10 protein-coding genes are annotated in these 7,067 nt (G+C 62.4%); 1 reads left to right on the top strand and 9 read right to left on the bottom strand.

Features of this window, described 5'->3' with window-relative positions; genetic code table 11:
* From BUB53_RS21955 to BUB53_RS21920, 9 genes are all read right to left on the bottom strand, one after another.
* Nucleotides 1–407 (bottom strand): VirB8/TrbF family protein (locus BUB53_RS21955; RefSeq protein ID WP_229709634.1); only part of this gene is annotated, 407 nt, incomplete at its 3' end.
* A gap of 14 nt (nucleotides 408–421) precedes the next feature.
* On the bottom strand, nucleotides 422–1,231 hold the full coding sequence (locus BUB53_RS21950; RefSeq protein WP_073038190.1) for a type IV secretion system protein: 810 nt from the start codon (nucleotides 1,229–1,231) through the stop codon (nucleotides 422–424).
* Nucleotides 1,231–2,385 carry a lytic transglycosylase domain-containing protein gene (locus BUB53_RS21945; protein WP_188745051.1) on the bottom strand — a complete coding sequence of 385 codons (1,155 nt, stop codon included), beginning with the start codon at nucleotides 2,383–2,385 and terminating at the stop codon, nucleotides 1,231–1,233. The genes BUB53_RS21950 and BUB53_RS21945 overlap by 1 nt, the downstream gene beginning before the upstream one ends.
* Nucleotides 2,375–2,542: a hypothetical protein gene (locus tag BUB53_RS23100; RefSeq protein WP_188745052.1), complete on the bottom strand. Its 168-nt coding sequence runs from the start codon at nucleotides 2,540–2,542 to the stop codon at nucleotides 2,375–2,377. The genes BUB53_RS21945 and BUB53_RS23100 overlap by 11 nt, the downstream gene beginning before the upstream one ends.
* A complete protein-coding gene (locus BUB53_RS21940; RefSeq protein WP_073038188.1) occupies nucleotides 2,539–4,914 on the bottom strand; it encodes a VirB4 family type IV secretion/conjugal transfer ATPase in 2,376 nt (791 codons plus the stop codon). The genes BUB53_RS23100 and BUB53_RS21940 overlap by 4 nt, the downstream gene beginning before the upstream one ends.
* Nucleotides 4,904–5,182 carry a VirB3 family type IV secretion system protein gene (locus BUB53_RS21935; protein WP_025042451.1) on the bottom strand — a complete coding sequence of 93 codons (279 nt, stop codon included), beginning with the start codon at nucleotides 5,180–5,182 and terminating at the stop codon, nucleotides 4,904–4,906. Before BUB53_RS21935 ends, BUB53_RS21940 begins: the two co-directional genes overlap by 11 nt.
* Entirely contained in the window at nucleotides 5,175–5,468 is a 294-nt protein-coding gene (locus BUB53_RS21930) for a TrbC/VirB2 family type IV secretion system protein (protein WP_073038186.1), read from the bottom strand. Before BUB53_RS21930 ends, BUB53_RS21935 begins: the two co-directional genes overlap by 8 nt.
* A complete protein-coding gene (locus tag BUB53_RS21925) occupies nucleotides 5,465–6,079 on the bottom strand; it encodes a lytic transglycosylase domain-containing protein (protein WP_073038184.1) in 615 nt (204 codons plus the stop codon). The genes BUB53_RS21930 and BUB53_RS21925 overlap by 4 nt, the downstream gene beginning before the upstream one ends.
* 43 nt (nucleotides 6,080–6,122) lie before the next feature.
* Nucleotides 6,123–6,476 (bottom strand): hypothetical protein, encoded by a 354-nt coding sequence (locus BUB53_RS21920; protein WP_073038182.1) that lies wholly within the window; start codon nucleotides 6,474–6,476, stop codon nucleotides 6,123–6,125.
* Between the two features lie 210 nt (nucleotides 6,477–6,686).
* On the opposite strand from BUB53_RS21920, the gene BUB53_RS21915 reads away from it, so the two are divergent.
* A complete protein-coding gene (locus BUB53_RS21915; protein ID WP_073038180.1) occupies nucleotides 6,687–6,938 on the top strand; it encodes a hypothetical protein in 252 nt (83 codons plus the stop codon).
* Nucleotides 6,939–7,067 lie beyond the last annotated feature (129 nt).

The raw sequence follows: 7,067 nt of genomic DNA, 5'->3' as shown, positions 1-7,067 counted from the left end.
GTCGGCGGGTAATTCTCGTTGGCGCTGTTCCAGATCTGGCGCAACCCGCTCTCGGCGGCCCCGTCCGAGCGGCGCAGAACGCTGCGGATGCGCAGATCGTTGTCGAGCTGGTTGTAGACCTCCCGGTCGGTCACATAGCGGAACACCTCCGCCTCGATGATCGCCTGGTTAGCGGTGACGGATGTGGCCCCAACGGACGCCTCGGGCAGGGCAAAACCAGTAGCGGGATCATAGGGGACAACGACGGGGGGCGGGTCGACATCGAGGATCGCGACTGCTGCTGCGCTCAGACAGCCGATGATGCCGAAGACAAGGCCTATCAGGCCAAGGCGTTGCCAGAGCCGTTCACGGCGCAGGGCGCCGTAGACCAGTTCTTCCTCGATGATCTCTTGTTCACTCGCCACCATTCATGCCCCCACGATCAGTCTGCCCGGAGGTCTGGCAAGGTGAAATCCATGAAGCGCTGCTCTTCGGCGATGGTGGCGGCATCGATCACGCCGCCCGTGCCATCGCCCACGGTTTGAATCGCTTCCAGCTGCCACATTGCCACGAGGGCGATGGCCAATTCAGCTGTCACGCGCGTGTTGAGATCGACGCTTTGCTTGAGTTCTTCCATGTCGTCGATGAGCCCGACGAGGCGGTCTACCCGCTCGAGCGATTGGCCGGCATCTTCATAGCTGTTCTGGGCGGCGGCTGAGACGAGTGCGCCGGTTGTTGCCTGCGTGGCCACACGGTTGGCCCCGGGATTGCCGCTGGTGGCCATTTCCGAGAGCGTGTCTTCATCGAAGCCGAGATCGGCCAGCACCCGGTCCATCTGGGTTTCGATCTCGCCTGCGCCAGAACCAGACAGGCCGGAGAAGTCTCCGGTCTTGATGGCCTCAATCGTGGCGAGGATGTCTCCGAACTCCTGATCGAGCAGGCCGTTCAGCTCGTCTTCCATCTCGGTGCGGATGATTTCCGGCAGTTCGGCGAGGCGGGTGAGGGCTTCGTAGGTCCGTTGCAGCTCCGCGAGTTGTTCCGTGAGAGTGGCAAGCTGTTCACGGAGCTGCGTCAGCTGCTCGTTTTGCAGGATCTCGTCCTCGATCATCTGCCGGAGTTGCTGGATGTTTTGCGCGATGTTCTGGGTATCGACGACGGGCACGCCTTGCGCGAGGGCAGGGGACAGGGCGCCAAGATGCAGACCAACCCCAAGTGTCGTGGCCAAAGCTGTCCTCAAGAGCAGATGTCCCATCATTCAATCTCCCTGATCGTAAAATCCATGAACGCGCCTTCGGCCATGCGGGCGCTGGCCTGGGCCAGCTCCTCGGCAGAAAGGACGCGGGTTCGTGCCGCCTGAAGCCGGATGCGGGCGGCCACGAGACGCACGAGTTCGGCGCGGGCATAAGTGTTGAGCGCAACGCTCTCCTGCACATCCTCGGTCTCGGAAATCCGTTCGACGATATCCGCAATACGCAGGGCGGCTTGCCTGATCGCGGCGGGTGAGTTGTTGCCATAGAAAGCCGCGCCATGCCCGGTCATCGAGAGGTTAGCATTGGCCAGAAGCGCGGGGTCGATCGTGCCGAGCGCTTCGATCCCGCCGATACGGCTGAGGTAGAGATTGTAGCGTTCGGGGATGACCTGGACGTAGTGCTGGGTCTCGCGGAAGGGTGGGACCCCGCCATACTCGAAAACCCGGCCGGGTCCGGCGTTATAGGCCGCGAGGGCGTTGATGATGTTGCCATCGAATGTGTTGAGCTGGGTCGCGAGATAGCGCGCGCCGCCATGCACCTGCAGATAGGGGCTGTCATAGTATTCCGGGTTGATGCCCAGATCGCTGGCGGTGCCCGGCATGATCTGGGTGAGGCCGAAGGCCCCGACGGGCGAGCGCGCGCCGATGGTAAACCGGCTTTCCTGCCAGATGAGCGCTTGCAGCAACGCGCGCCATTGCACGGGGGAGAGCCCTGCGCGGCCAACTCCCGCAAAGCCGCTGGTCTCCTGAGCCACGCGGATGATGAGTTGCTCGATGTTTTCTGCCGCATCCCCGAACATCTGTGCGCCGCCGGGATTGGGATCGATCTCGCCCGTGCCATAGACGGCTTCTACGGCGCGGTCGGGATCGCCGCTGCCGCTTTCCAGCCCCGAGACCATAGCCGGCAATCCCTGACCGCCGAAGCTGGTCTGGGCATCGAGGATGCGTCGGAGGGTTTCCAGCTGCTCCCGTTCGATCTCGGCGATGAGTTCGCGCACTGCAAGCTTGTCGGCCTGAAGGGCCAAGTCTGCTTCGCGATCGCCGGTCTCGACGATATCGCGCGCAGTCAGCCCGCTGTCATTGGTCGGCACACCTTGGGACAAGGCGAGACCGGGCAGCAGGCAAAACGCCAGGATATGAGGCAGGCTAGACTTCAATGTCGCCCTCCGGGGTGCCAAGGGGCGTGAAGTCACAATCAGGCGCGACGGTTGCCGTGGACGCGAGGAATGTGAAGCAGTTCGCCTGCGGCTCCCGGTATTGGGTGCAGGAGGCCAAAGCGCCGAGCGCGGTGAGAAGAAACAGAGTACGAATCATGAAAGCCTCCAAAAGTCCGGGCGGTCGCGGTAATCGGGGCCGACGAGCGCTTCGCCCTTTTCCATACCGCCAAGGATGGTGAGATTGGGCCCGAGGGCGCTCAGATCGGCATCGACGACGATCGAGCCCTGGTCGTCGCGGATGAGCGCAAGGCGGCTGTCGCTGCCGGTGTTGAGAAGCACATCGAGTTCCTTCTCATAGAGGTTCAGCATCGCGTAATCGGCGGCATGGGCGCGGATGTTCGGAAGCAGGATTTGTGTGGGCACCGCTTCGACGATGGTCTTGCCGGTTCGGGTGCGCTCGAGCTGGCTGGCGTATTGCGTCATCATTACCGCAACGGTGTTCTGCTTGCGCGCGGTCACGAGCCAGTTCGACAGCCGCTCGGCGAAATACGCGTTGTCGAGGGCCTTCCAGGCCTCGTCGATCACGATGATGGTGGGGCGGCGATCCTCGATCTCGCGTTCGACCCGGCGGAAAAGATAGGACAGGACCGCCATCCGCTCCTTGTCGGCCTCGCTGTCGAGAATACCGGTCAGATCGAAGCCCACCACATCGCCCTTGAGCGAGAACGTGTCCTCGAGGCTCTGCCCGAAGATCCAGCCATAGCGGCCGTCCTCGGTCCATTCGAGCAGGCGCTGGTGCAGATCGCCGCCATCGTCGGTGGACACAAAAAGCGATGCGAAATCCCGCCAGTTCCGCAGGGCCGGATTGGTGGCCTGGGCATTCTGGCGCACGACCTCCTGGATGCGGTTGGTCTGCGCCGGTGTGAGCGGCTTGTCGGCGCGGTAAAGAAGCGTGGCAAGCCAGTCCGAGAGCCAGGCGGTGCCGCGCGCATCCGTCTCGGTCCAGAGCGGGTTGAGGCCCGTGGGCTGGCCGGCGTTCAGGGACGCGTAGCGCCCGCCATTCGCGCGGACCGCCATCTCCATGCCGAGGCGATAGTCGAAGACGAAAATCCGCGCCCCTGCGCGGCGGGCCTGGGTCATCAGAAAGGCCGAAAGCACAGACTTACCTGACCCGGGCCGCCCCATGATCAGGGTATGGCCGCTGGTGGGTTCTTTGTCGGGCGATCCCTGCTCGTGATAGGAAAACCGGTAGGCGCTCTGCTCCGGCGTGGGCAAATATGTGACGACCCGGCCCCAGGGGGTAAGTGCTGCGGGTTTGCCAAGCTGTGTCCGGTGGAAGGCCGCGAAATCCGCGAAGTTGCGATTGGTGACGGCGCTGGCACGCACGCGCTTGGGCTGGTTGCCGGGATGCTGGCTGAGGTAATGCGCCTTTGCGGCGACCCGCTCACCGATCATCTTCACGCCCTCGGTCGCGGCGGCATTCACGATCTCTGCGCTGAGGGTCTGCAGCTCTTCGAGCGTTTCGCAGAAGAGCGTCACGACCATGTGGTGCTCGCCAAAGCTCTGGCGCTTGGCCTCGAGATCATCGGCGGCGATGTCGAGCGCTTCCAGGAGCGAGAGGGCCGCATCCTGGCTGGCCTGCATCTGGCGCTTTTGCCGCTTGATGCGGCCCGCCATGAGGTTCGAATTGATCGGCGTGAAGGAGTGCGTCACGATCATGTCGACCGGCAGGTTCAGCATGTCGAACATGGTGCAGGAGGTGCCTTCCGAGTATTCTCCGATGGTGAAGCTCTTGCCGTAGCGGTGGCCCACGACGCCCTCGGAAAGCTCGAAATGGTCGCCGTGGAACGTCACGCGGGTATTGGCGACGTTGACGGACAAAAAGCCGTAGGTATTGGCAGGGTAAAGCGGCAGCTCTTGCCCCGTGTTAAGCGCGCCCAGAAACCCCACCAACTCTCCCGATCCGGCTGACAGCTGGCGCGGCTTGAGCTCGGTAAGCCCCGAAAGGAAGACGTTCACGGCCTCGCCCAGGCGCTGCAGGCGTTTGCGCGTCTCCTCTCTCAGGCGGTCCGGTGCGCTGCGGCTGAGGAACGGCAGGAGGCTTTTCGGGGGCGGGCGGTGAATGACGGTGAGCGTCAGGGTCTTGTCGCGGAGCCCGCTGGTCTCGAGTTTCGCGCGCCAGCGCCGGTCGACCTCGCCTGCGAAGCTGTCCTCACGAATTGGGTCCAGATCCGGTCTGATGGCCTTGGAGACCTTGTGGACGTAATAGCTGAATTCCGGCCCGAGCTGCGCGACGATGCGGGCAAAAAGTGCCGTCAACTTGTCGAGATAGGCATCGTCGGTCGTGTAGCTGTTGATCCCCTCGAGCCGGATGCACCGGAAGAGTTCGTTCACCCGGGTCCGCACGGTCTGGTCGTCAACGAGGCTCACATAGGGCAGCATGTGCGCGAGGCGGGTCTCGCGCGCATACCATTCCGGGGTCATCGTGCGGGCATCGAGCGCAGCATCACGGGCGTCATCACGGGGCATAGCTGTCCCCGCCATGAATGGACCTGTTACGCGTGGGCGGTGTCTCCTGCAGCGCCGTCATCATCACGTCGATGAAACGCGGGTCCCAATCGGCGGCCTTCCAGAGCACCGGATAGAGCAGGGCCGCGACAGCCAGTACCGCGATATGCTGGACCCAGACGAACAAGAGCACCGAGCCGAAGAGCCAGACCATCGCATACATGATGGGCAGGCCCAGAAGCTTCGGCGGGCGCACGAGCCCGAGAAAGAGGGGCGCGCGCTCAGCCACCGGCAAAGACCGCGGCAACAATGGTGGGGGCCGCCGCGACACCGGCAATGCCGACAAGCACCCAAAGCGCCTGGCGCAGATCGATGATGTTGAAGAACCAGCTGAGAAAGACCCCGAGAACGGCCAGCGTCGCGATGACAACACCAAGCGGGCCGGTCAGCGCATCGACGATGCCCTGTAACAGGCTCTGGATCGGGGAGAGATCAATGCTCTGGGCGAGGGCGGGTTCGGCAATCAGCAGGAATAGCGCCAGCGAGGCGACAAAGAGGTTTGAAATCTTTTTCATGAATTCGATCCTTCCAATCGGGCCACGACAGCCATGACGCGGGCCACGTGGTTCTGGGTTTCTCGGTAAGGGGGAATGCCACCGTGTTGGCGCACGGCATCCGGCCCCGCGTTGTAGGCCGCCAGCGCCAGATGCGGATCGCCGAACGTCTCCAGCATCATCGCGAGGTAGCGGGCGGAGCCGTCGAGGTTCTGTTGAGGGTCACGCGGGTCAACGCCGAGGTCGCGCGCGGTGTCGGGCATCAGCTGGCCAAGACCAATGGCCCCCGCGCTGGAGACCGCGTCCTGCCGGTAGGCGCTCTCAACCTCGATATTGGCCCGATAGAGAGCCAGCCAATCCGTCACGGAAAGCCCCGCGCGACGCAGGCCGGGATGGCCGGCATAGCGCAAGGCCGTGGTCTGAATCCCGGAGAGGACATCGGCGCGGGGCAGGGGAGTCGGGCGGGCAAGGGCCGCGACTTGGACGCCCTCTTGCTCGGCCTCTACCTCGCCGAAGATCGCGATCCCATCGGAGGCCGAACCCTGACCAATCCCGTCATTGTAGTTTCGAGCAAAGCTGCTTTGGGAGCGGGACGGGATCAGGGAGCCGTCACTCTCCATGACCAGGACCATTTGCGCTGAGGCAGGTGCTGCGACCAGCCAGAGGCAGACGAGGTTAGTTGTCAGCGATCTTGTCTGATGGGGCGAGTTTATGCGTGCGGCTTGTACCCGCCTCAAGCGGCAGGTCGACATGCGCAAAGCCAAGGCCAATGAAGAAAGACACCACGCCGGAGATCGTCTTGAATTCGCGGATCTTGATATCGTTGTAGGTCGTCCGCGTGCGGGCCGTGACGAGGAGCTTTTCCACGCCATCATCAGAGACAACGCGCATGATCCAGACCCCGTAATAGCTGGGGCCTTTCTTATGTGCTGACTCCTGGCACAGGATTTCTGCGCTATAGCCGCTTTCCACGAGCTCGCGGAACCTGGCTTCCGTAACCACATTTGGTGCTTCGATGTCCCAGTTCATGGCCCGGCTCACGCTTTCTCCAATGGCGCGACCCCAGGCATTCCCACTTGAAGCCCAGAGTTACGATAGTATACTATCAACCGCAAGATGTAATATCGTGCTTTAGCTGTAGTTTGGTCACGCAAACACTAGTCACGGCCAGTGTCTGCGATCAAGGAGATAACAGGTTTGAGAAACCCAAGGTTGACATGCCTGCTCCCATTGCAAGCTATGGTCCTTCTGATCTGCGTTTCCGGGCCGGTTTTGGCGGAATCCTGCTTCGCCCCGGCCCGTCCTTTCCTGCCAAGCGATTCGCAGGCGGCGCGGGACTATGCGGACATCATCCGTGGCGATTTCGAAGACTACATCCAGGATATCCAGAGCTACTTCCGTTGCCTCGACAGCGAACGCGCCCGTGCCTTCGAGGAAGCGCGCGAAGTCAGCGAGGACTATGGCCGATTTTTGCAATTGGTAGGGGATTGATGGGCAATCTCGGGAGCATCAGACTTGCAGCCCATGGAAACCAGACGCCGATAACACCCTCATATATCTACTTTTTAGATAACAGATTTCATCCGCTAGCGACGTCACAAAAGGTATGTGACGCGTGGC

The organism is Roseovarius pacificus (assembly GCF_900142665.1).
Lineage (GTDB): Bacteria > Pseudomonadota > Alphaproteobacteria > Rhodobacterales > Rhodobacteraceae > Roseovarius > Roseovarius pacificus.
Note: the sequence above shows the minus strand (reverse complement) of the source record. Positions and strands in the feature narration are given on the sequence as shown.